Raw genomic sequence first — 20,853 nt, forward strand, 5'->3', positions numbered from 1 at the left:
CGGTCGGGCGGCCTGCGGCTCACGTTGGCGTGGCCGACCGCCCTGCAGGGCACCGCGCAGGGATCGGCGGGTGGGGTGGTGCGGCACGTGCGTGCCGGTGCATCCGGCTGCCGAGAAGAGGCGGTTCAGGTCGCGAGGCAGTGTGCGGGGTCGCGATGTTGCTCGTCGGCATCAGGCCGTCCGGGGTTGCCGGAGTCCCTGGAGGAGGAGGGCGACCAGGCGCCGGGGGTCGTAGCGGGGGTCGTTGTCGCGTCCGATGCAGAGGTTGCCGATGCCGCGCATCAGCTCGTAGGGCTGCGTGCCGGGCCTGATGTCGCCGGCCTCGACCGCGGCGTCGAGCAGTTGGGCGCAGACGGGCAGCAGGCGGTCGAGGAAGTAGGCGTGCAGCGCGGCGAAGCGGTCGCTGTCGGACTGGAGGGCGTCGGCGAGGCCGTGCTTGGTGACCAGGAAGTCGACGAAGAGGTCGATCCATTGGCGCAGTGCGTCGAGCGGGGAACCGGTGCCGGCCAGCAGGTTCGGGCCGGCTTCGGCGCACGCCTCGATCTGGTGCCGGTACACGGCGGTGACGAGGTCCGCCCGGGTCGGGAAGTGGCGGTAGATCGTGGCCATCCCCACTCCCGCCCGGGCCGCGATCTGGCGGATCGGCGCGTCGACGCCGGAGGTGACGAACACCTCGGCTGCGGCAGTGAGCACCGTCTCCCGGTTGCGCTGGGCGTCGGCCCGCTTGCTTCTGGACGGCGAATCCCCTGCAGGACCCTCGGCGGCCATCACGTTCTCCCTCGGCACCGGTTGACAAAACGGAGCGATGCTCCGGATGTTAAGTGGAGCAGCGTTCCGTTTCAGTTTAGCCGAAACGGGACACCCCTGACCGCCTTGTCCGCGCGTCGACGGCAGGAGCCCAGCGGGCGGCAGGCGCCACCGAAAGGAAGCCACACCGTGAGTACATCCATCACCGCCGAGGCCTGGGTCGCGCCCGTCCCGGTCCCGGTCCTGTCCTTCAGCCCCGTGGTCCTGTCCGTGCCCGGACGTCCCGTGGATCTCCAGGTGCGCGTCTCCGCACCCTCTACCGGCACCGGCCTCCCCGTCATCCTCCTCTCCCACGGCCACGGCCCCTCGAACAACCTCTCCTCGCTCAACGGCTACGCGCCGCTCGCCAACTTCTGGGCGGCACACGGATTCGTCGTCGTCCAGCCCACCCACCTCACCTCCAGGACGCTGACCGACCTGGTCGCAGATGCACCCGGCGCACCCGACTTCTGGCGCTCCCGCGCCGAGGACATGACCCACGTACTCGACCGGCTCGAGGTGATCGAGAACGCCGTGCCGCAGCTCGCCGGGCGGATCGACCCCACCAAGGTCGCCCTCGCCGGACACTCGCTCGGCGGATTCACCGCCGCCCTCCTGCTGGGCGCCGGACTCACCGACCCCGGCACCGGGAACCTGGTACACCTCCTCGAGCCGCGGATCAAGGCGGGCGTACTCCTCGCCCCGCCCGGCAGGGGCGGCGATGTCTTCAACGGACCCATGGCCGAGCGCTGGCCGATCATCGGGGCCGTCGACTTCTCCACCATGACCGCACCCGCGCTGGTCGTCACCGGCGACAAGGACGACCCCCGGCACTTCACGGACATGGGTCCGGACTGGCACGCCGACCCCTACACCCTCGCGCCCGGCCCCAAAACCCTGCTCACCCTGTTCGGTGCGGAGCACGGACTCGGCGGGATCGCCGGATACGACGCCGCCGAGACCACCGACGAAAGCCCCGAGCGAGTCGCCGCCCTCGCCCGGCTCACCGCGGCATATCTCCGCACCCAGCTCCACCCCGGCGACAATGCCTGGCAGACCGCCTACGAGGCACTGACGACCGGACCCAACCCGGTGGGACGAGTCGAATCCAAGTAAGTACCCTGCCGCGCCCGCCTCGGAGGGCGAAGGGGGGGCGGTCAGCGGGCTGGAACGGTGCAGGGGTCTGGGCAGCGAGCCGCCACGGCGTGAAGTCCCTCGGCGCCCATCGGTCGTAACCGGCTGCCTCGGCACCGCCCGGACCCCGGCACCGTTCCAACCGCAGCCGACCCCGGCAGACCGCTCAAACCGGTGGACGATCACCGGGAGGCCGGCGCCGACTACGACGATGCTCCGTCCATGGCCAGCGCGGTTCGCGCCAGTCCGCGCAGCCAGGCATGGGCATGGTCGGTGTCGTAGCGCTGATGCCACGACAGGTACACCGATGCCGACGGCAGTTCGAACGGGAGGGGGAGTACGGCCAGGCCGAGGTCGGCGGCCGCTGACCGCGTGGTGGCTTCGGGGACGCTGACCAGGAGATCGGAGCCGCGCGCGAACTCCAGCGCGGCCGCTTCGGTGGGCGCGGTCGCCACCACGCGGCGGGTGAGGCCGAGCCGGGCGAGGGCGTCGTCGAGAGCATTGCTGAGGTTTCCACGTCGCGAGACGGTGACGTGTTCGGCGGCAGCGTACTGCTTCGCGGTGACGCTTTCGGCGCGGGTGAGGGGGTGCCCCTGCCTCACGACGATGACGAGGCGGGTCTCGCCCACGTTCTCGGCACGGATGTCCGGTGCGCTCGGCCGGTTGGCGTTCGCCTCCAGGTCGACCTCGCCGCGCCGCAACCCGGGGGTGTCGACGCTCGATTCCGCCACGAACCGCAACCGCACGCCCGGTGCCTGTCCGCGCACGGTCGAAAGCAGTGCGGGGCCGCTCAAGGCGACGAGGGAATCGTGCCAGCGGAGTGTGAAGGTGCGCTCCAACGTCCCCAGATCGAGTTCGCGGCTCGGTGCCAGCACCCCCTGGACCTGGTGCAGCAGCTCGTGCACCTGCTCCCGGACGGCGATCGCATACGGCGTCGGGGTCATCGTGCGCCCGGTGCGCACCAGGATCTGATCCCCGGTCGTGCGCCGGATCCGGCCCAGGCTCCGGCTCATCGCGGGGGCGGTGACATGCAGGCGCGCCGCCGCCCCGGCGACACTGCCCTCCTCCAGCAGCGCGTCGAGCGCCGCGAGCAGATTCAAATCCAATTGCATGCGAGTAATCCTAGCCGTGCCTGACATGCATTTGATGTTAATGGCAGGGCTGCATACCGTTGAGGCGAACGCGCAAGAAGGCGCGCGGAGTTCGGGCCTCGATCGGCCTCATCACCCCTCCTCTGACGGGAGTACCACCATGTCCGAATCGCTTCAGACCACTGACGTCGCCGCCCTTGACGCCGACGTGCTCGCCCAGACGGCGATCGCCGTGCGCGAGGCGGGTTCGGCGCTGCGCGAGCGCTTCGGCGAGGTGGTCCGCTACCAGACCCGCGAAGAGCTGATGCGCGCGCTCGCCGCCAACGACGACACGGCCCTCGACATCCTGCGCCCCCGTCTCACGGCACTGCGCCCGGACGCCGGCTGGGTGGAAGACGAACTCGACGGCGGGGCGCTGCCGCCCGGCGAATGGTGGGTCGTGGATCCGGCCGAAGGCAACGTCAACCACCTGCACGCCCTGCCGGACTGGGCAGTGACCGCCACCCTCGTGCGGGAGAACCAGCTGGTGCTCACCGTGGTCCACCTGCCGCTGACCGGCGAGACCTACACCGCGCTCACCGGCGCGGGCGCCTACCTCGACGGCCGGCCGCTGCACGTCTCCCGGACCACGGACCTCGGCCTGAGCATCGTGGCCACCAGCCAGGCCCGGCCGGACGAGGACGAGAAGATCGTGCGGCGCGTCGGCTCCTCGATCACCGCGATGCTCTTCGACGCGCTCGTCGTCCGCACCGCCGTGCCCGCGACCCTGCACCTGCTGAACGTGGCCGCCGGCAGGATCGACGCCTTCTGGCAGTTCGCCGGCGCCCGCGCGGACCTGCTGCCCGGGGCGCTCCTCGTCACCGAGGCCGGCGGACAGATCTCCGACGCCGAGGGCCGCCCCTGGACCCCGCAGAGCGAGAGCTTCCTGGCCGCCGCGCCCGGCGTCCACGCCGAGGCCGTCGCCACGCTCTCACGCTGACAGCGCACCACAACCTGCACTCACGGAAGGACCGGATCATCATGACCACGATCGCAGTTCTCGGAAACGGCCGCGTCGGCGGCAACCTGGCCACAGCCCTCACCCGGGCAGGGCACGAGGTGACCGTGGGGGACCGCGCGCCGGGCTCCGCCGCCGACGCTGCCCGGACAGCCCGGATCGTCATCAACGCCACCCCGGGCGCCGGCTCGCTGGACCGGCTCATCGCCCTGCGCGAGGAACTGCGCGACAAGATCCTCGTCGACGTCTCCAACGCCACCGTCGACGGACCGGACGGACTGCCCGCCGACCTGATCTACCCCGGCTCGAGCCTCGCCGAGCACCTCCAGGACGCTCTCCCCGAAACCCGCGTCGTCAAGACACTCAACACCATGCTCTTCCCCGTGATGACCGCGCCGGCCGCGCTCGCCCAGACACCGACGGCGTTCCTCTCCGGCGACGACCCGCAGGCCAAGCAGACCGTCCGCGAACTGCTCACCGACCTCGGCTGGCACAAGGACTGGATCACCGACCTCGGCGGGATCCCGACCGCCCGCGCCACAGAGGCCGCGATCCTCTTCGTACCGCACGTGATCCGCTCCAGCGGATTCACACCTTTCGCGATCTCGATCGCCCGCTGATCCGCACATCGTGCACCGTCCTCACCCAGCCCGCATTCGGAACGGATACGACAGCACAGCCAGGATGAGGAGACCGGAGGAGGCGGGGGCCCCTACATGCCGCCACCGATGGACCGACCACCCCGTCGCCGCCGCCCGGCTCCATGCCCTCTGGCTCGCCTGTCGGGAACGCACCGTTCCCGCGGCCTGCGGATACACCGGACCCAGCATGTGTCACCGCACCGGATGCCGTGCCTGGTGCCCGGTGCCTGGATACGGCCGGCAGACGCCACGTGAGTCCTGTGAAGCGGCGGCGCCATCGGCTGGGGGCAGGTGCCGGATCGCCCGGACGGCGTAATCTGGGGAAAAGGTGACGCACGGCGCGCTTCGGGCGCGCCGTGCCGCGCCTCTCACCTCTCGCACCCGGGCCAGGGAGGCGGCGCGTGACCGATCCGTTCGGCTTCCTCAGGATCCCCCGCAAGGCCGTTCCGGCGCGGCCCGTCGAGGAGCGGCTCGGCGACTGGCGCGAGGTGTACGCGGGGCAGGCCCTGCTGCCGCTGGTCCGCGAGCAGGCCGACCGCTGCATGGACTGCGGCGTGCCCTTCTGCCACACCGGCTGCCCGCTGGGCAACCTCATACCCGAGTGGAACGCCTACGGCGCCCGCTCCGACTGGCACGCCGCGTACGAGCGGCTGCACGCGACGAACAACTTCCCCGAGTTCACCGGCCGGCTCTGCCCGGCGCCCTGCGAGGACGCCTGCGTCCTCGCGATCAACGCCGACCCGGTGACCATCAAGAACGTCGAGCAGACGATCGCGGACGAGGGCCGGCGGCGCGGCTGGATGACCCCGCGCCCGCCGGAGCGACGGGGCGCGAGGTCCGTGGGGGTGATCGGCTCGGGCCCGGCGGGCCTGGCCGCGGCCCAGCAGCTGACCCGGGCCGGGCACCGGGTCGTGGTCCACGAGCGGGCCGACCGGCTCGGGGGGCTGCTCCGCTACGGCATCCCCGAGTTCAAGATGGAGAAGGAGCACCTCGACCGCCGGATCGAGCAGATGCGGGACGAGGGCACCTCCTTCGTGACGGACTCGGACGTGGGCGGGGCCGAACCGGCCGACGCGCTGCGCGGCCGCTACGACGCCCTGGTCGTCGCGGTCGGTGCCGGGGAGCCCCGGGAGCTCCCCGTCGCGGGCCGTTCCCTGGGCGGCATCCACCAGGCGATGCAGTACCTGACCTGCGCAAACCGGGTGTGCGCCGGGGAGCGCCCGCTGTCCCCGGTGACGGCCGACGGCGTCCACGTGGTGGTCGTCGGCGGCGGCGACACCGGCTCGGACTGCCTGGGCACGGCCCTGCGGCAGGGCGCGCTGTCGGTGGTGCAGCTGGACATCAACCCCGAACCGGGTCCCGACCGGGCCGACGGCGAGCCCTGGCCGGTGCACCCGAGGGTGTACCGGATCTCCCACGCCCACGAGGAGGCGCGCGGCCGGGCGGGCCGCGACCCTCGGCTGTTCTCCAGTGCCACCCTGAGCTTCGAGGGGGACGCCGGCGGCCGGGTGCGGGCGCTGCGGCTGACCGCCGTCGAGGCCGGGGAGCGGCGGCCCCTGGAGGGCACCGAGCGGGTGATCGAGGCCGGACTGGTCCTGCTGGCGCTGGGCTTCTCCGGGCCCGAGCGGGCCGGCGGGCTGCGTGAGCAGCTGGGGCTGGAGTACGACGGTCGCGGCAACTTCGCGCGGGACGCGGACTTCGCTGCTGCAGGCGGACGGGCGCCGGGGGTGTTCGTGGCCGGGGACGCGGGCCGGGGCCAGTCGCTGGTGGTGTGGGCCATCGCCGAGGGCCGGTCGGCGGCCTCGGCGGTGGACCGCTACCTGACCGGCTCCACCGTCCTGCCGGCCCCGGTGGCGGCGCACGACCGGCCCATGACGGCGCTGGGCCGCCTGCGGTACGGGAGCGACCCGGACGGGACCTGAGGCCCGGCGGGGTTCAGGGCCGTTCCTCGTACCGGATGTGGTGGCGGGCGGCGACGGGGTTGATCTTCGCGGGGTCCAGCTCCCCGTCGGTGAACACGGCTGGTCCGGCCTCGACCAGGTCCTCGACGTAGCGCTCCCAGCCGCCGGGGGCGGAGATCTGCAGGACGCGCGGGGGCGGGTCGGAGGCGCGGCGCAGCGCGTGCGGGACGCCACGGGGCAGCAGCACGAAGGTTCCGGCCGGGGCGGAGTGGGTCCGGTCGTCGAACTCGATGCCCAGGACCCCGTCCAGGACGTAGACGCACTCGTCGGCCAGGTGGTGGGTGTGCCGGGGGACGTCCTTCGCGAGGGTCACTTCCATCAGGGACAGCCGCCCCTCGGTGTCGGCCGTCGAGGCCTTGACCGCGAAGGCGGGCGGCAGCGGGACGCGGCCCGGCCGGGCGGCCCCGGGCTCCAGCAGGATGAAACGGTCCTCGCGGCCTTCTCGGCGGTCCTCTTCAGGCATGGCGCGGTCCCTCCTCGCATGACAGAATAGGAACCGGAATCCGATTCCGGTTCCCTTTCGGTTCAATGTACGCGGAGGAGCGGTCGTCTTGTCAACGCCCCATACGCCGGGCGGCGGCCGCCGCCCGCGCGCCGACGCGGAGCGCAACCGGGCCCTCGTCCTGGCCGCGGCCCGCGCCCTGTTCGAAGAGCGCGGCGAGGAGGTGCAGATGCCGGAGGTGGCCCGGGCGGCCGGGGTCGGGATCGGCACCCTGTACCGGCACTTCCCGTCCAAGCAGGCCCTCGTGGAGGCGGCGGCGGAGCAGCGGTTCGCCGGGATCCTGGAGCTGGCTCTGACGGACTGCCTGCGCGAACCCGCGGCCGGCCGCGGGCTGGAGCGGTACCTGCACCACGTCGGCAGGGCCCTCGCGCAGAGCCCGGGCCTGACGGCCGCCGCGCTGTCCGCCGCCGGCACCTCCGCCCCCGCCGGACCGATGCTGGGGCGCCTGGAGGAGGCCGTCGCAACCCTGATCGACCAGGGGCGGGCCGCCGGCACCCTCCGGGAGGACCTCGGAGTACCGGACGTCTACATGATCGTCGGCGGGCTGTCCGCGATCATCCGGACGGGCAGCGGCGACTGGCGCCGCTTCCTCTCACTGACCTTGGACGGCCTGCGCCCGCGCGGGACGGAGGAGCCCGTCCCCGGCTGAGCCCGCGGCGGGCGACGGCTCCGGCCGCCGCCGCACCCGGCGTCGCCTTCGGGACGGCGATATGCGCTTGCCGGTGGGTCGGACCGGGCCTACCGTCGACGGGCCAAGGTGACTGGGAGGGGTCGACGGATGGAGAACGCAGCGGAGGCATCCGAGGAGGTGCTCGGGTACGCGGTGGCAGCGAACGTGCGTCGGGAACTCGCTTACGGGCCCGACGCAGTGGAGATCAAGCGAGGCACCAAGCACTTCCCGCCTGGTGGGAAGGTCTGGTTGGTACGACCCCAGTGGGACTGGGGGCACGGGCGCGTCATCGCCGTCGGCCGACATCGCGGGTCACCGCGGTACGCGTGCGTCATCGTGCCCGTCTGGCACCTGGAGAACTTCCGTGTCAAGGGCCTCTACAGCAGGGCTGTGGTGCGCCGCTTGAACGGTGCCTCGCGTTCGGCGGGGCTGTGGGGTTCCGCGGACGAGGCCCGTCCGTGGGCGGAGCGTTGGGCTTCGGGCGTGGGGTTGTACGAGCAGGACCCTCTTCAGCGGCCCTTGGGGTGCCGTGACGAGCCGGCACCGGGCGACCAGTAGCCCGCCGGTGGCCTTTCGGATCGAAGGTCGGCCCCTCTCCGTTGACGTGACGAGAGCACCGAGTGCTGTGCTGGTGTTCGCGATTGCGTCGGCGGCCAGGACGCCGCGGTGCGGGTTCCGACATTGCTTCTCCCGCTGGCCAGCCTGCCCGAGCCCGAATTCGCGGCTCGCTTGGCATCTCCTGTCATGAGCGATTCAGAGGATCTCCTTGCCTGGCTGCAGGATTGGTACGCGCGGCAGTGCGATGGCGACTGGGAGCACGAGTGGGGTGCGAGGATCGCCACGCTCGACAACCCCGGGTGGACCGTCGAAATAGATCTGGAGGAGACGGACCTGGAAGGCCGCGAGTACCCCCGTCAGGACGTCAATCGCAGCCCGCAGGACTGGGTCTGGGCCTGGACGGCTGAGAAGACATTCCACGCCCGCTGCGGCCCCGGAAACCTCGGCGAGGCTCTTACGCTTTTCCGCACCTGGGCCACCACGAGCACTCCCTGAGCCAGTGCAGAGCCGGAGACAGGGAACCGGTGAACCCACATCGGCCGCCTCCTGACCAAACTGGCCACCCGCGACCGCGCCCAGCTGGTGATCGCGGCCTACGAAGCCGGAGTCGTCTCGGCAGGACGCCCTCCCCCGGCCCGGGCCGGGCGCTACCGGCTGAAGGCGGGCGGTAGGCCGAGGAGCGTGGGCGTCGGGGGAGGCGTCGTCCGCCACGGCGTCCCGTATGCGGGGACGGCGGCGAGTGCGTGCGTGTGGCACGGCTGCGGTGGCCTGGACTCCGTCGCCTGGCGCGCTGAGCACGGTGTGGAGGTCGGCCGGTGTCGGAGTGGCGCGCGGGCGGGGGCTGCGCTGCGCGCAGCTCACGCCGGGCAGGGCGGGAAGGCGTGGGGGGCGCGGCGCGGGCGGGGGTTGCCGCGCAAGGCGGTCCGCTGGCCCCGCTGGCGCGGCGGATTCGAACGGTCCGTGCCTCCGCGGCCGTTGGCCCACACTGTGCGGCGTGGTGACGGCCCGGCCCTGACGGCGAGGACCGTGCCACGTATCCCTTCCTGGGCCGGGTGTGCCGGCCGGCTGGAAGCTCTCAGCTCTGCTTGATGGCGGAGATGTCGAATTCCAGGACGATCTTGTCGCCGACCAGGACGCCGCCGCCTTCCAGGGCGGCGTTCCAGGTGATGCCGAACTCCTTGCGGGAGATGGTCACCGAGCCTTCCAGTCCGACCCGCAGGTTGCCGTAGGGGTCGACGGCGTTGCCGGTGTACTCGAAGTCGATGGTGACCGGCTTGGTGGTCTCCTTGATGGTGAGTTCGCCGGTGACCCGGTAGTCGGTGTCGGACTTCGATTCGACCGCAGTGGTGCGGAAGGTGATGTCGGGGAAGTGCGGCGCGTCCAGGAAGTCGTTGGTGCGCAGGTGCTGGTCGCGCTGCTCGACACCGGTGTCGATGCTCTCGGTCTTGATCACCACCTGGCCGGTGGACTGGGCAGGGTCGGCGCCGTCCAGGTGCGCGGTGCCTTCGAACTGGTGGAAGGAGCCGCGCACCTTGGTGACCATGGCGCGATCCCTCCGGCCCTTTCGCCGGAGCGGGCGAGGATCATCCCCCGGTGGAGCTCCAGAAGCGTCGCGAAGCACGGAAGGGGTCGAGGGGAGTTCGGCGAGGGCCTGGTCCGGCGTCTCGGTCGCTGCCTTCTCGTCGGGGAACCGGGGCGAGGTCACGTGCTCCCCGACGACGACGGGGCAGGGCGGCACACGGTTGCGGTGCCGCCCTGGTGAGGTACCCGGGCGGCCGTGCCCGGCATGATCGGGCGGGTGCCGCGTTCCTGCTGGCCCGCCAACACCGGCACCGGTGTGACGTAGGTCACGGCGGCAGCCTGTCATGTCAAGTGGGGGTTGGTTGTCCCATGGTCGTCACCGGTACCAAGGCCAGTGACCGACCTTGGGAGTTCGCCATGACCAACGACCACCACGTCGTCGTTCTCGGCGCCGGTTACACGGGCATGTTCACCGCCATCCGGCTGGCCCACCGCACCCGGCGCACCGGTGTGAAGATCACCCTCGTCAACCCTTCGGCCCGGTTCGTCGAGCGGCTGCGGATGCACCAGATCGCCGCCGGTCAGGAGCTGGTCGTACGCCGGATCCCCGAGCTGCTCGCCGGCAGCGGCGTCACCTTCCTCCAGGGCACGGCCACCGCGATCGACCCCGGGTCCCGGCGCATCACCCTCGACGACTCGACGCTCCTGGCGTACGACACGCTCGTCTACGCGCTGGGCAGCTCGACCGACACCGGCAACGTCCCTGGCGCCGAGGTCCACGCATTCACCCTCAACAGCCCCGAGACCGCCGCCCGGTTCGCCGCACGGATCGCCGAGGTCGCCGCGGTCGGCGGCACGGTCACCGTCTGCGGCGGCGGCCTGACCGGCATCGAGGCGGCAACGGAGCTCGCAGAGGCCCACCCGGGGCTGAACGTCACCCTGATCAGTGCGCAGGAGCCCGGTTCCATGATGGGCGACAAGGCCCGCGCGTACCTCCACCGGGCGCTGGAGCGTCTCGGTATCACCCTGGAGACCGGTGTGCGGGTCGCGAAGGTGCTGCCGGAGGCCGTCGAACTCGCCGACGGGCGGATCCTGCGCTCCGACGCCTGCCTTTGGACCGCCGGCGTCAAGGTGTCCCCGCTCGCCACCGCTGCGGGGATCGCCACCGACGACGGCGGACTGATCCTGACCGACGCCACGCTGCGGTCGGTGTCCCACCCGCAGATCCACGCCGTCGGCGACGCCGCCGCCATCAGCATGGACTTCGGACAGCTCCACGGCTCCTGCCAGAGCGGGCTGCCCACCGCCCAGTACACCGCCGATGCCATTGCGCGACTGGTCCGTGGCAAGACCGTGAAGCCGTTCCGCTTAGGCTACTTCCACCAGCCGGTGAGCCTCGGCCGCAAGGACGCGGTCATCCAGTTCACGAAGGCCGACTTCACCCCGGCCGGCATGCGCCTCACCGGTCGCAGCGCGGCCTGGTACAAGGAGCTGGTCAGCGGCAGCCCGCTGATGACGTACCGCTACAGCAAGCGCATGAACCTCACCACCCTCGTCTCGAAGGGCGGCCGCGCCACCTTGAAGCCCGCGGCGTGACCGGCACGCACTCTCCCGGCGCCGTGATGCATTCCTCGCCTGCTGGTTCGCGGCGCCGGCAGCGCTGCGCAAGCCCGCAGGTGTGACCAGTACGGAGAAGTCACATGGTCAGCGTGTGCTTCTCACTGATCCCGACGCGGGCGCGCAGTGGGAGGCGGGCCGGCCGGTGAAGGCCCCGGGGGCGGTGCGCCGTGCAAGCGTGCGCTCGGGCATGCGAAGGTGCCCGGAGCCGTTGGGCTCCGGGCACCTGTGTCAGACCATGGCCGGTCGGCCGGTCAGAAGGTGAGCTTGAAGTCGGTGATCGTGCCGACGTCGGCGGCGCCCTTGTCCTGGACCTTCAGCTTCCAGGTGCCGTTGGCCGCCACGGCCGAGGCGTTCACCGTGTAGGTCTTGTCCAGGTTCGCCGTGGAGTCCGAGGAGGAGTTCTGCAGGCGGAACGAGGTCCCGTTGGGGGCCACCAGGTCGATCTGGAGGTCACCGATGTAGGTGTGGGTGATCTTCACGCCGACCTTGAGGGTGCTCGGCGCGTTACCGGTGATGCCGGTGACGGCGACGGACGAGGTGACCGCGGGGCCGGGGGAGTCCGGGATGGCCACCTGGGTCGTGCTCTCGAAGACCTTGCCCGGGGTCGGGGTGCCGCCGCCCGAGCGGGCGCCCACGTTGACCGCCGCCCAGGCGTCGGTGACGCCGTTGACCTCGGGGCTGCCGGCCCCGTACAGCTCGGTCGCCGCCGCGATCGTGCCGGCGCGGGCACCGGCGTAGTCCGTGGTGGAGTTGAACTTGGTGGTGAGCGCCTTGTACCAGATGAGCTGTGCCTTGTCCCGGCCGATGCCGGTGACGGGCAGGCCGTCGGAGGTGGGCGAGTTGTAGCTCACGCCGCCCACGACCTTGGCGCCGGAGCCCTCGGAGGCCAGGTAGAACCAGTGGTTGGCCGGGCCCGAGGAGTAGTGGACGTCGAGGTTGCCGAGGCCGGAGTACCAGGCGTCGGCGGAGCCGCCGTCCTTGCTCGGCTTGTCCATGTAGCGCAGCGGGGTGCCGTTGCCGTTGATGTCGATCTTCTCGCCGATGAGGTAGTCGCCCGGGTCGCTCGCGTTGTTGGCGTAGAACTCGACGGACGTGCCCATGATGTCGGAGGTGGCCTCGTTCAGGCCGCCCGACTCACTGCTGTACTCCAGGCCCGCGGTGGCCGCGGTGACGCCGTGCGACATCTCGTGGCCGGCGACGTCCAGCGAGGTCAGCGGGTCGTTGTTGTTCGTCCCGTCGCCGTACGTCATGCAGAAGCAGCCGTCGTCCCAGAAGGCGTTGACGTAGGCGTTGCCGTAGTGGACGCGGGAGTAGGCGGCGACGCCGTCGCCGCGGATCCCGGAGCGGCCGAAGACGTTCTTGTAGAAGTCCCAGGTGACCCCGGCGCCGTAGGCGGCGTCGGCGCCCGCGGTGGCGGCGTTGGAGTTGAGGCCGTTGCCCCAGGTGTCGGTCGACTGGGTGAAGAGCGAGCCCGTGCCCGACGTACCGTGGTTGAGGTTGTACGTCTTGTGGCCGCCGCGGACCGCGTCGTTCAGCGTGAAGCTGGAACCGGACGACGAGGTGCCGAGGGTGACCTGGCCGCTGTAGTGGGTGTTGCCGACACCGGTCTCGATGCCCTGCCACTGGTGGAGCTTCGCGCCCGTCTTGGCATCGGTGATGACGTGGAGCTGGTTGGGGGTGCCGTCGTCCTGGAGCCCGCCGACGACGGTCTCGTAGGCCAGGGTGGGCACGCCGTTCGCCATCCACACGATCTTGCGGGGGGCCGCGTCGGCCTTGTCGGCCTTGGAGCCCACCGCCTTCGCGGCGTCGAGGGCCTTCGCGGAGGCGGCCGCCGGAGCGTCGGCCGGGGCGGAGGTGGAGACGCCCTGGAGCGTGGCCTCGGACGCCTTGCTGACGCTCTGGGTGCGGTCGGCCGCGCTGCGGTTGACGACCAGGTCGCCGCCGAGGACGGGGAGCCCCTCGTACGTGCGCTCGTACCGGGTGTGGGTGGTGCCGTCCTGGTCCTTGACCACGTCGTGGACGAGGAGCTTCTCCTGCGGGCCGAGGCCGAGTTCCTTGGCCGTGGCGGCCGTGGTGCTCTGCGCCTTGGCTATGAGCTCGGCGCGCTGGGAGGGGGTGAGCTGCGCGGGGAGCGCGCCCGGGTTCCGGACCTGACCCTTGGGGGCCGCCGCGTTCGCGGACGGGTCGGGCTGCGCGTTGGCGGTGCCGGCCTGGACACCGACGGTGAGGAGGGCGGCTGCGGCGAACAGGGCTCCCGTGGCGGTGGCGTTCCGCCGTTGCGTGGACTTCACGCGGACTCCTTGGATGCGTGGGGGGTGGAACCGGCGGCCGGGATGAGGCCGGCCGGGCGGAGCGTGTTGATCTCGTCCTGCTGGGGATGTGGAGAGGTTGCCAGCGATCTCCATGATCGCCATGGACACGTCAGGTATTGGCCGAAACACGTCCGGATTCCGCCCTACTGCGTCCGCTGAACGGACGCCCGGGGCCTGGATGGATGGTCCCATTCGTTGCCAACTCGCCTTATTTCGGGCGGTGCTTGGTGTAGGTCAAGACAGTGAATGGCGTATTTCGCGATCTGGTAAAGCGTTCGGCATCACGCGTCAAACAATCTTGTTCTGAACATGACTTGACGGGTCCGATCGCGGCGAAGTCGCTCCGAGCGGCGCCACCCCCCCCCGAGGGAGTCCGTGATGCATCCAGCCCGTCGAACAGCTCGTCGAACAGCTCGTCGAATTGGCCGTGCGCCGCGGCCGTCCCGGTGACCGGGACCCTGCCCGCCTCCTCGCACGACCCGGCGGTCCCGCGCACCGTGGCTCGTCCCGCCGTCGCAGGCGCCAGCGCGATTCAGGCACGGATTCCGTGAGCCGCCGTCAGCCAGGGGGATGCCCTCAAGGCCCTCGTCACCAGGGGGGATACTTGCCTGATGGACATGTCGAGGGCTTCCTGGATCAACACGACGCACGATTGGTCCAGCGTCGTCGATAGGGATCATCTGTCGTATATCCGGCAGAATCCTACGGAGTTCGCTCCGGATGGACCCTGGCACCTCGTCCTTGAGGTGCTTGCCTATGCCGCCGACGAAGCGTCAAGCACGGGCGGTGGACGCTGTGTCGTCGTTCTCCATCCCGACGGTTCCCTGTCCGTCCGCGATGACGGACGGGGCACCGACACCCGCGTGGACGAGCACGGCCAGAGCGTGAAGAAGCCGGTCATGGCTACGAAGGATCTCCGGTTCTTCGATTTCCCGCAGGTCGAGATGTTGCCGGACGGCCACCCGCGACGCGGCATGTCCGTGGTCGCGGCGCTCAGCGAGTGGCTCGCCCATACCAACCGCCGCCTCAACGGGGCCTGGACTCAGCGCTACGAAAACGGTGTCCCCGTCACCGGTCTTGAGCCCGTCGATGTCGACGGCACGACCGGGACGCTCGTCCATTTCAAACCGGACGGGTCGTTGGGGTCGATCACCGTGTCGGCGGTCGACGGCCTTTCGTTCCTGGCCACGGCCTGGCCGCATCTGGAGGTTCAGGTCGATGACCGGCGCAATCACTGACGGCCTCGGCGCCGGCGACCGGTCTCTCATCGCAGTGGTCGGCGTGCTGTGACGACCGACGTGGTCGCACCGAGGTCGGCCGACCAGCACTGGGGGCCGTCCTCACCGTGAGAGCGACCCCCGAACTCCAGGCCGGGCGGTACGCCGCCTGATTGGTCTCGGCGAGTCGAAGGCCCGCGGCCCCGGCCTCGCCGATCCCGCGCCTCAGTGTCCGCGCCGTCTGTGTGCGGCCAGGGGAAGGGCCCGCACACTGGAACCGGGATCGGGGATGAAGGGCCGTGGACCACGGCGAACACCACGCCGCTCACGAGTACACCGCCGCACACGCCGGCCCCGACGGCCGCAGAGCCGGGCACGCCCACGACAAGGGCTCCCACGGGCACCACGGGCACGCGCGTCACCAGGAGCCTCGTGGGGGACGGCGGCCCAGCGGGACCTCGGCTTCACCCAAGGCGACCTGAGCTGGGTCCTCAACGCCTACGTGATCGCCTTCGGCGGACTCCGCCTGCTCGGCGGCCGCCTCTCGGACCTCCTCGGAGCCCGGCGCGTCTTCGCAGCCGGCTGGATGGTCCTGACCGCCGGATCCGTCGTCGCGGCAGCCGCCGACAGCCCCGGCGTGGAGATCCCGGGCCGGGCCGTGCAGGGGGCCGGCGGAGCCCTCATCGCCCCGGCGTCGATGACGCTGCTGATGATGCTCTTCGGCCACGACCCCAAGGAACTGGGCAAGGCACTCGCCCTGTACGGGGCTGCCGCGCCCGACGGCGGCACTGCGGGAGTGTTCCTGTGCGGGGGTGTTCGCGCAGTGGGCGTCCTGGCCGTGGATCTTCATCATCTACATGCCCATCGGCATCGCCACCCTCGCCACCCTCGCCGCCACCGGGCTCCTGCCCGCGGTGGGCCGCCGCCGGGGCGGAATCGACGTCCTGGGCGCCCTGGCCGTCACCGCCGGCCTGGCCCTCGCCGTCTTCGCCGTCGTCCGGGCTCCCGAGACCGGGTGGGGCAGCACGCAGACCCTGCTCCAGCTGACCGGCGCCGCCGTCCTGCTGGCCCTCTTCCTGGCGATCCAGAAGGCGTCCGGGGCCCCGCTGATGCCGCTGAGTATCTGGCGCACCCCGGGCCTGGGCATCTCCAACCTGGCGAGGGCACTGCGCTGGTCGCCGCGACGGGCACGTCCCTGGCCTGTATCCCGGCCCTGATGTCGGCGATGGCCGGCGCACCGCCCGAGCCGCGGCAGGGGCCCTGGCCACCGCCCTTCTGATGAAGGGGAACAAGTCCCCGGCTGCGCCTGCTGTCCAGGAGTCCGCTGCCGAAACCGAGCGCGTCAGCAGCTGACCGCCCGTACAGGAAGGGGCCGCCGGACCTACGTCCGGCGGCCCCTTCCCGGCAAGGCCAGTTCTTCGCCCCGCGGGTGGGGCGGGGCGGGCTCAGGTGTGGATGCGGTTGTTGGTGCCGTCGTGCTGGTCGGCTTGTTCGTCGTCGAACCAGTAGTCGCCGGCGGCGAGGTAGCGGAATGAGTGGGCTCTGTGGGCGGGGAGGGAGACGTGGGCGGCGCGGGTGCCGTCGCCGCGGGATTGGAGGGGGTGGGCGGCGGGGTTCCAGTGGTTGAAGTCCCCGACGACGCTGACCGGAGCCGGCGGCTGGTGTTCGGGCAGGACGAAGGCGATCTGGGTCCGGCCCTTGAGCCGCTTGCGTTCGAGCACGGTGTGTTCTCCAGCCGTGTAGGAGGTCGTCGGGGGTGAGGCCTGGGCATCGTCGCCCGGGGCGGTGACGCTGCGGGGAGGGGACACGGCCGTCGGCATGCCCACCGGTCTCCGGCGATGACGGCGCGAACAGCACCCGCGGGGTGGAGGGTGACGGCCGGGGAGCCGGGCCCGTAGCGGGGCCCGGCCGGGGGTGTCATCGACCGGCCGGGCCCCGCATGCGTGGACCGTATGGCCGCACTGCCACCGTGACACGAACCAGCCCGCCAGGGCCTGCGGGTGTAGGCCGGACGGGCGACCCGACCGGACGGGCCCGGGGTCCGTGGGCGGTCAGCCAACGCGCAGCGCGCCGTGGCGCAGGTGCAGGAGCGGCTGGAGCACTGACCTGTCCTAGTGACGGACCAGGCAGTAATCAGAACACCAGGTGTCCGTCAACTTCCTTGGGCAGGGGCTCGAAGCCAAGGCGTCCGCACATCTACCGCTTGATCATTCTGATGCCGTTGACATGGCCTTCCACAACGCCCGAGCTCCAGGGCAGGGCCAGGCCGGCGGTTGTGGCGCCGCGCGGTCACGGTCAAGGCCGTTGACGAAGGCGTGCATGCTGTTCAGCGGCCCTCCGGTCGGAGGGCCGCCGCCAGTGCGCACTTCCTGTGCTCGCGAGGGCAGGTCCGTTGCGCGTGCTTCGCCTCTACCAGGCATTCCAGAGCACACCATGACGGTGGCGGACCGGCAGTACGTCCGCGTCGTCAATTTCGTGGCCAGCGCGGTGCAGTCCGCGGATCCGCTGGGCGTCGAGTCGACCCTGAAGCCGGGCGCGGCTCTCAGCCGTAGCGATCTCGGCGGAGAACGAGCCCGTCCTGCAGTAGAGCACCATCCACTACCAGGAGGTGAGCCGGCGCAGCGTCTTCGCCGGGGTGGGGCGACGGTCTTCGCGGGGAGCTCGGGTCAGTTCGGCAGTCGCATAGCGAAGGTCGTACAGCGACATGGTCTCCGATGCGCCCTCTTGGACGCGGAATCGGCTGGGAGTCGTGCGGACAGTTCGGGACATCAAGAGCCTCCGTAGGTGCCTCTGGGCTTTCCAGAGGCACCTACGGCGGGTGCGTGGCGGTCAGCACAACTCAGTTGCCCTCGCTGCTCACGACGATCTGCCGGCAGCACAGTAGTCGCGCGCAGACGTGGAGGCCGCGACCCTTTACTGACCCCGTTGCCAGGGCAAGGCGACCGCCGCTGGGCGACGTCATCAACCCGCGAATTGAGCCATGGAGGCGGCCATGGGCGTCATGGCCATACCCCGGCCCCATCGGCCAGGAACTCTTGTCGCAGTACAGGGTCCTCCATGGCGGACAGCGGTACGTCGAGCACCCGGGAGAGCGCCGAGAGGTGGAACCCCGCGGGCCGCGCATTTCCTGCGCTCCTACCGGGTCACGTCGTCCCGCGTCGGCGCCGGTCGGACGGCCGTCCAGACCGGCGGACGGGGCGACGTCACGCACGGATGCCGAGCGGCGGGTGCTCGAGCACGCGGGGCTTGTACTCGACCAGCTGGATGCGGCCGTCGAAGGTGCGGTGCTCGATCATCTCAAGGGCAACATCCGGGTAGCCGTCGTAGATGCGTTCTTCGCCGGTGGCCCCGGTGATCACCGGGAACATCACGACCCGGAAGCGGTCGACGAGTCCGGCCCGTAGCAGGGACCGGCACAGGGTGAGGCTGCCGATCGTGCTGAGGAGCCCCGAGCCACTCGACTTCATGGCGCGGACCGCCTCGACGGCATCGCCTCGGACGAGCGTGGAATTGGCCCACGTCAGTGGCTCCTGGAGTGAGGAGGAGAACACGACCTTGGAGGCTTGCGTGAGCTCGTCGACGGATGCCTCTTCCTCGGGCCTGAACTCGTCTTGGCCACTCGGGACCTCGCCTGAGGCGAAGCCCGACATCAGGCGGTAGGTGTTCGCTCCCATCAGGTACGTGGCCTCGGGCTGCTTGCTGAGCCAGGCGAGGTACTCCGGGCCCTCGAGGCCCCAGAACCCGGGCCATCCCTCTCCCGACGCGTGGCCGTCGAGGGAGGTGATGAAGTCGACGAGAAGCTCTGACATGGCGGTGTCCTTCCTGGGGGTGTCACGAGTTTGGACCGACCGGGAGACGCAAACTCATCGGCCGCGCTGTGAAATGACGAGAAGAGGCGCGGCTCGCACCGTGGTGGGCCGGTCGGCGGGGTGCTCGGGGAAGTGGCTGATGGGAGTCTGGCCGTGAACCGCGGTCCCCGTCCGTCCGTGGAGTAGGTATGTGTGCATCTGTTCCCGGTACGCCGGTCTTTCTCGCTCCGCCGGACGCCGGCCCGCCGGACGCCGGCCCGCCGGATGCCGGGCCGGTGGGCGCCGGGCCGGTGGGTGCCGGGGTGGTCCGTGTCGTGTGGGCGCTGGGTGACGGCGGCCGTGACCTGGACGCGAACCTGGTGCGGCTGGGTGCGGGGGCCGTCATCGGTGAGCACACCGAGACGGTCCTGGGGGTACTGCTCGTCGTGGTCGCCGGCTCGGGTGAGATCCGTACCACGGACCGTACTGTCCCGCTCGCGCCCGGGTCCGTGGCCTGGCTGCCGGCCGGTGCCGTGCGGGCCGTCCGGGCGGGGACCGAGGGGCTGACCTACACCACCGCGCACCGCCGCCGCCCGCCCCTGAACATCACCCCGGAACCCGGTTCGGACGCCGGCGAGCCGGCCTGCCTGCTGAGCCTGGTCTGCGACGCATGCGGCCGTCTGGCCGGCGAACGCGACGCCCGCTACTGCGCCCGGTGCGGCACCCGGCTCCCCGCTCCCTGACCGGAACGCCAGCAGCTGCTCGTCGATGAACTCGATGCCCGTCGGTTCGTCGACCTGTCGAACGGACTCGGGAGGGTCGTCATCGCCTTTGCCCAGCATCCGGGCGTGGACCCGCCACACCCGGGCGTCCGGGCTCTGCCCGACCGCGGCGTGATGCGCGGCCGGTCGGCGCGCGGCGAAGGCGTCGCCCGCACCGGCGGCGAGGTGTCGGCAGTAGAGCGCCCTCTCTTGCCGGTTGAGCGTGTACTGCAGCAAGCGAATGTACGAGCACCTGCCCCGTCGTAGGCCGATGCGAAGTCAGTGGCTGCCGCCGTCGCCGGAGGCACTGTGCCAGTACTGCGAGGAGTGGACGGCGACGGAGCTTCGCCGGGGCCTCGCCGTTGACGAACAGGAGCGGGACCGCCTGCTTGGCATCGCCGCCGGCTACGGATGGACCGTGGAGCCTTCCACCCGCTCTGCACCGCGGCGGAACGATGGGTACGTCCCTCGCCCAGCCTGGGTGGTTCTCGAACGGATCACGGCGCCGTGCGGTGACCCTACTGATGCCCTGAGACCGGAGGCGTGGCGGAAAGCGGTCTTCGGCGTTGGTGGCAGAGCGCGGCCCATGTGTGGATCACTACGGTGACCAGCGTTCTCGCGCTGGTGGTGTCGGCGTGGACGTTCGCTCAGTTGCAGCGTGACGCGCATATTGAGGTGGCTCCACCAGCGATGCTGCGTCTGTCCCAGGGCGAGGGCTACGCGTTGGTGTTCGTGCAGCCGACACTGTCCACGCGACAGGACACCGATGGCGTCGACATCGCCACCACCATGACCCTCTCGCTGACCGGACCCGGGCCTCGGCCTCAGTTCGTCTGGGATGAGACCGGCAAATTCGAGCACGTTCCGAACACGGGTGGTCTGGGCTACGTCCCGGCGAGCGACCCCGGACCGTTGATCGTGGATCGCGACAGTCCCCAAAAGCCATTGGCACGGTTTGTGGCCACTGGATGGAAGTTCGAGCCCGGCCGATACGACGGGATCTTGGAAGTCAAGCGTGGTGACGCAGAAAGCATTCGGCAGACCTTCTGCCTCTACCTGGCGAAGAAGGACACCGACTGGCTCATCGCCCACCGCTCCTATGACCAGTACCGAAATGATGCGCCACCAGGGACAGCCACCCGCCATGGCGACTGTTACGTTGCCTTCGACGCCTATCCGGCACTCAACAAGCCGTCCTCAATGCCGAGGGGGGACTCGCTGACGCCGTAGAACGGCAGCCTCTCGGAGGTGTCGCGCTCACCGTCCGCGGGTGGAGCGGTTGGACGGGGGCCGT

General features: G+C 70.9%; 17 protein-coding genes and 1 pseudogene. 11 read left to right on the top strand and 7 right to left on the bottom strand.

Translation table 11 applies throughout. From position 1 onward, the window contains the following. Positions 1-171: 171 nt before the first annotated feature. Positions 172-768 (bottom strand): TetR/AcrR family transcriptional regulator, encoded by a 597-nt coding sequence (locus tag ACIGFK_RS03775; RefSeq protein WP_376657016.1) that lies wholly within the window; start codon positions 766-768, stop codon positions 172-174. A 168-nt stretch (positions 769-936) separates the two neighbouring features. Here ACIGFK_RS03775 and ACIGFK_RS03780 point away from each other — a divergent pair, with 168 nt between their 5' ends. Beyond that, positions 937-1,902: an alpha/beta hydrolase family protein gene (locus ACIGFK_RS03780; protein WP_376657015.1), complete on the top strand. Its 966-nt coding sequence runs from the start codon at positions 937-939 to the stop codon at positions 1,900-1,902. A 221-nt stretch (positions 1,903-2,123) separates the two neighbouring features. Here the strand turns inward: ACIGFK_RS03780 and ACIGFK_RS03785 are convergent, their stop codons facing one another. Next, complete coding sequence (locus ACIGFK_RS03785) at positions 2,124-3,032, bottom strand: LysR family transcriptional regulator (protein WP_400050585.1); 909 nt, start codon at positions 3,030-3,032, stop codon at positions 2,124-2,126. Positions 3,033-3,171: 139 nt separating this feature from the next. On the opposite strand from ACIGFK_RS03785, the gene ACIGFK_RS03790 reads away from it, so the two are divergent. The 3 genes from ACIGFK_RS03790 (at position 3,172) to ACIGFK_RS03800 (ending at position 6,571) form a co-directional block, all read left to right on the top strand. After that, positions 3,172-3,990 (top strand): 3'(2'),5'-bisphosphate nucleotidase CysQ, encoded by an 819-nt coding sequence (locus ACIGFK_RS03790; RefSeq protein WP_400050396.1) that lies wholly within the window; start codon positions 3,172-3,174, stop codon positions 3,988-3,990. A gap of 41 nt (positions 3,991-4,031) precedes the next feature. Further along, positions 4,032-4,628 (top strand): NADPH-dependent F420 reductase, encoded by a 597-nt coding sequence (locus tag ACIGFK_RS03795; RefSeq protein WP_400050397.1) that lies wholly within the window; start codon positions 4,032-4,034, stop codon positions 4,626-4,628. A gap of 422 nt (positions 4,629-5,050) precedes the next feature. Then, positions 5,051-6,571 carry a glutamate synthase subunit beta gene (locus ACIGFK_RS03800; protein WP_400050398.1) on the top strand — a complete coding sequence of 507 codons (1,521 nt, stop codon included), beginning with the start codon at positions 5,051-5,053 and terminating at the stop codon, positions 6,569-6,571. Between the two features lie 13 nt (positions 6,572-6,584). Here ACIGFK_RS03800 and ACIGFK_RS03805 read toward each other — a convergent pair whose 3' ends face one another. Next, a complete protein-coding gene (locus tag ACIGFK_RS03805) occupies positions 6,585-7,073 on the bottom strand; it encodes a cupin domain-containing protein (protein ID WP_376657010.1) in 489 nt (162 codons plus the stop codon). Between the two features lie 88 nt (positions 7,074-7,161). On the opposite strand from ACIGFK_RS03805, the gene ACIGFK_RS03810 reads away from it, so the two are divergent. Both ACIGFK_RS03810 and ACIGFK_RS03815 read left to right on the top strand, forming a co-directional pair. After that, on the top strand, positions 7,162-7,761 hold the full coding sequence (locus ACIGFK_RS03810; protein ID WP_376657009.1) for a TetR/AcrR family transcriptional regulator: 600 nt from the start codon (positions 7,162-7,164) through the stop codon (positions 7,759-7,761). Positions 7,762-8,526: 765 nt separating this feature from the next. Beyond that, on the top strand, positions 8,527-8,835 hold the full coding sequence (locus ACIGFK_RS03815) for an immunity 53 family protein (protein ID WP_376657007.1): 309 nt from the start codon (positions 8,527-8,529) through the stop codon (positions 8,833-8,835). Between the two features lie 580 nt (positions 8,836-9,415). Here ACIGFK_RS03815 and ACIGFK_RS03820 read toward each other — a convergent pair. Further along, positions 9,416-10,045: a YceI family protein gene (locus ACIGFK_RS03820; protein ID WP_400050400.1), complete on the bottom strand. Its 630-nt coding sequence runs from the start codon at positions 10,043-10,045 to the stop codon at positions 9,416-9,418. A 233-nt stretch (positions 10,046-10,278) separates the two neighbouring features. On the opposite strand from ACIGFK_RS03820, the gene ACIGFK_RS03825 reads away from it, so the two are divergent. Then, positions 10,279-11,457 (top strand): NAD(P)/FAD-dependent oxidoreductase, encoded by a 1,179-nt coding sequence (locus ACIGFK_RS03825; RefSeq protein WP_400050401.1) that lies wholly within the window; start codon positions 10,279-10,281, stop codon positions 11,455-11,457. Between the two features lie 275 nt (positions 11,458-11,732). On the opposite strand, the gene ACIGFK_RS03830 is transcribed toward ACIGFK_RS03825, so the two are convergent. After that, complete coding sequence (locus tag ACIGFK_RS03830; RefSeq protein ID WP_400050402.1) at positions 11,733-13,772, bottom strand: M4 family metallopeptidase; 2,040 nt, start codon at positions 13,770-13,772, stop codon at positions 11,733-11,735. 632 nt (positions 13,773-14,404) lie between these two features. Between ACIGFK_RS03830 and ACIGFK_RS03835 the strand changes: the two genes are divergently transcribed. Then, positions 14,405-15,031 carry an ATP-binding protein gene (locus ACIGFK_RS03835; RefSeq protein ID WP_400050403.1) on the top strand — a complete coding sequence of 209 codons (627 nt, stop codon included), beginning with the start codon at positions 14,405-14,407 and terminating at the stop codon, positions 15,029-15,031. Between the two features lie 427 nt (positions 15,032-15,458). Beyond that, a pseudogene (locus ACIGFK_RS03840) lies at positions 15,459-16,191 on the top strand (MFS transporter); the annotation flags it as partial. A 264-nt stretch (positions 16,192-16,455) separates the two neighbouring features. Here the strand turns inward: ACIGFK_RS03840 and ACIGFK_RS03845 are convergent. Continuing rightward, positions 16,456-16,830: an isoamylase early set domain-containing protein gene (locus tag ACIGFK_RS03845; protein WP_376662497.1), complete on the bottom strand. Its 375-nt coding sequence runs from the start codon at positions 16,828-16,830 to the stop codon at positions 16,456-16,458. Between the two features lie 1,383 nt (positions 16,831-18,213). Beyond that, the gene (locus ACIGFK_RS03850) at positions 18,214-18,819 is read right to left on the bottom strand and encodes a dihydrofolate reductase family protein (RefSeq protein ID WP_376656402.1); all 606 of its coding nucleotides are present in this window, start codon (positions 18,817-18,819) and stop codon (positions 18,214-18,216) included. Positions 18,820-19,121: 302 nt separating this feature from the next. Between ACIGFK_RS03850 and ACIGFK_RS03855 the strand changes: the two genes are divergently transcribed. Together ACIGFK_RS03855 and ACIGFK_RS03860 are read left to right on the top strand one after the other, a co-directional pair. Continuing rightward, positions 19,122-19,541, top strand: coding sequence for a hypothetical protein (locus tag ACIGFK_RS03855; protein WP_376656401.1), 420 nt, complete (start codon positions 19,122-19,124; stop codon positions 19,539-19,541). 621 nt (positions 19,542-20,162) lie between these two features. Continuing rightward, entirely contained in the window at positions 20,163-20,789 is a 627-nt protein-coding gene (locus tag ACIGFK_RS03860) for a hypothetical protein (protein WP_400050405.1), read from the top strand. Positions 20,790-20,853: the final 64 nt, after the last annotated feature.

This window comes from Streptomyces sp. NPDC085524 (genome assembly GCF_044541755.1).
Classification (GTDB): Bacteria; Actinomycetota; Actinomycetes; order Streptomycetales; family Streptomycetaceae; genus Streptomyces.

Excerpts from the sequence above, each read along its gene's own strand:
- ACIGFK_RS03825 (WP_400050401.1), top strand. The coding sequence starts at position 10,279 with ATGACCAACGACCACCACGTCGTCGTTCTCGGCGCCGGTTACACGGGC.
- ACIGFK_RS03785 (WP_400050585.1), bottom strand. The coding sequence starts at position 3,032 with ATGCAATTGGATTTGAATCTGCTCGCGGCGCTCGACGCGCTGCTGGAG.
- ACIGFK_RS03850 (WP_376656402.1), bottom strand. The coding sequence starts at position 18,819 with ATGTCAGAGCTTCTCGTCGACTTCATCACCTCCCTCGACGGCCACGCG.
- ACIGFK_RS03795 (WP_400050397.1), top strand. The coding sequence starts at position 4,032 with ATGACCACGATCGCAGTTCTCGGAAACGGCCGCGTCGGCGGCAACCTG.
- ACIGFK_RS03805 (WP_376657010.1), bottom strand. The coding sequence starts at position 7,073 with ATGCCTGAAGAGGACCGCCGAGAAGGCCGCGAGGACCGTTTCATCCTG.
- ACIGFK_RS03835 (WP_400050403.1), top strand. The coding sequence starts at position 14,405 with ATGGACATGTCGAGGGCTTCCTGGATCAACACGACGCACGATTGGTCC.
- ACIGFK_RS03845 (WP_376662497.1), bottom strand. The coding sequence starts at position 16,830 with ATGCCGACGGCCGTGTCCCCTCCCCGCAGCGTCACCGCCCCGGGCGAC.
- ACIGFK_RS03790 (WP_400050396.1), top strand. The coding sequence starts at position 3,172 with ATGTCCGAATCGCTTCAGACCACTGACGTCGCCGCCCTTGACGCCGAC.
- ACIGFK_RS03815 (WP_376657007.1), top strand. The coding sequence starts at position 8,527 with ATGAGCGATTCAGAGGATCTCCTTGCCTGGCTGCAGGATTGGTACGCG.
- ACIGFK_RS03775 (WP_376657016.1), bottom strand. The coding sequence starts at position 768 with ATGGCCGCCGAGGGTCCTGCAGGGGATTCGCCGTCCAGAAGCAAGCGG.